General features: G+C 68.1%; 2 protein-coding genes. Both read left to right on the top strand.

The genetic code is table 11. The features are described from left to right. The first annotated feature begins 173 nt into the window (after positions 1-173). Positions 174-572 (top strand): VOC family protein, encoded by a 399-nt coding sequence (locus tag ABZ826_RS39305; RefSeq protein WP_361459393.1) that lies wholly within the window; start codon positions 174-176, stop codon positions 570-572. 50 nt (positions 573-622) lie between these two features. Beyond that, positions 623-1,546: an IS481 family transposase gene (locus tag ABZ826_RS39300; protein ID WP_361459391.1), complete on the top strand. Its 924-nt coding sequence runs from the start codon at positions 623-625 to the stop codon at positions 1,544-1,546. The last annotated feature ends 45 nt before the right edge of the window (positions 1,547-1,591 follow it).

Genomic DNA, 1,591 nt, shown 5'->3' with positions numbered 1-1,591 from the left:
ACGATCGGGCCCTCCGCTTGCCCGCACACTCTCCACAACGACGCATCAGCCGCCAACCAAAGCTGACGACCAATCACGAAAGATCGAGGCTAACGCGAATACAGGACCGATTCTGTCCACTATTTCTCCTAGCCTGCGCAGTGCACGCCTCCAGCACAGCCAAGGAGATCCCCATGGACTTCGTCTCGATCCGCATCATCACCAGCGACGTAGCGCGCCTCGTCGAGTTCTACGAGCGAGCCACAGGGGCGGGGGCGACGTGGGCCACCGAAGACTTCGCCGAACTCAACACCGCGGGCGCCACCCTCGCGATCGCCAGCACCCGCACCGTCCCGCTGTTCGCCCCGGGCTCTGCCCGCCCGGCGGACAACCACAGCGTGATCACCGAGTTCCTCGTCGACGACGTGGACCGCGTTCACCAGAACCTGACCGACTTCGTCACCGACTTCGTCACCGAGCCCAGCACGATGCCCTGGGGCAACCGGTCCCTGCTGTTCCGCGACCCCGACGGCAACCTCATCAACTTCTTCACCCCCGTTACCCCAGCGGCCATCGAAAAGTTCGCACGCTGACGCCACGCACAGCCGCTCACGCGGGAGCCCTGAGATCCCAGGGCTCCCGCGTGAACGCGGCCGCCGAGTCCAGGAGCGCCACCAGCAGGGGACATCGGAACGCACCTCTGACCCCAGAAGGACGTCTGCGCTCGTGCCTGCGGATCGACGCCGGACGTCCGATCGCACACGTCGCTGCGGAAGCCGGGATCTCCCGCCGCTGCCTGGCCAAGTGGTACGCCCGCTGGCGCGCGCACGGCGAGAACGGACTACTCGACCACTCCTCCCGCCCCGCCACCAGCCCCGCCCGCACCCCCGAGGACATCGCCGACCTGGTGGAGGCGCTGCGGCGGCAGACCAAGCACGGACCAGCCCGGCTCGCCGCCGACCTACAGCGGCTGCACGGCGTCACACTCGCGCCCGCGACCGTCCACCGCATCCTGGTGAGGCGAGGACTCAACCGGCTCCGGGACCTCGACCCACCGACCGGCGAGCAGCTGCGCGAGGTCATCCGCTACGAGCACGACCGGGTCGGCGACCTGGTCCACGTCGACGTCAAGAAACTCGGACGCATCCCGACCGGCGGCGGCTGGCGGATGCACGGCGTCGGCACCGAGTCCGCCCGCGCCTCCAAACGCACCGGTCCCGGCACCGGCAAGGTCGGATACACGTACCTGCATTCGGCGCTCGACGACCACTCCCGGCTGGCCTACACCGAGGCCCTGGACGATGAGAAGGCCGTCACCGCGGTCGCCTTCTGGCACCGGGCCGTTGCCTTCTTCGCCGCCTACGGCATCACACCGATCCGCCGCTGCCTCACCGACAACGGCGCGTGCTACCGGTCTACGACCTGGGCTGACGCCCTCGCCGCGACCGATACGAAGCACAAGCGGACCAGGCCGTACACGCCGCGCACGAACGGGAAGGTAGAGAGGTATAAGAGGATGAAGTTCCCCCCTGAACCGGGACAGCGGATGTTTACGCTGCGGGGGTGAGGTCTTGCTGCAGCAGGCTCCGGGTTTCGAGGGGTGTGACGTACC

Source organism: Streptomyces sp. NPDC047515, assembly GCF_040643055.1.
Lineage (GTDB): Bacteria > Actinomycetota > Actinomycetes > Streptomycetales > Streptomycetaceae > Streptomyces.
This window is presented reverse-complemented; position numbering and strand designations above follow the sequence as displayed.

Bases quoted from the DNA above. Each gene is read 5' to 3' on its own strand.
- ABZ826_RS39305 (WP_361459393.1), top strand. From the start codon at position 174: ATGGACTTCGTCTCGATCCGCATCATCACCAGCGACGTAGCGCGCCTC.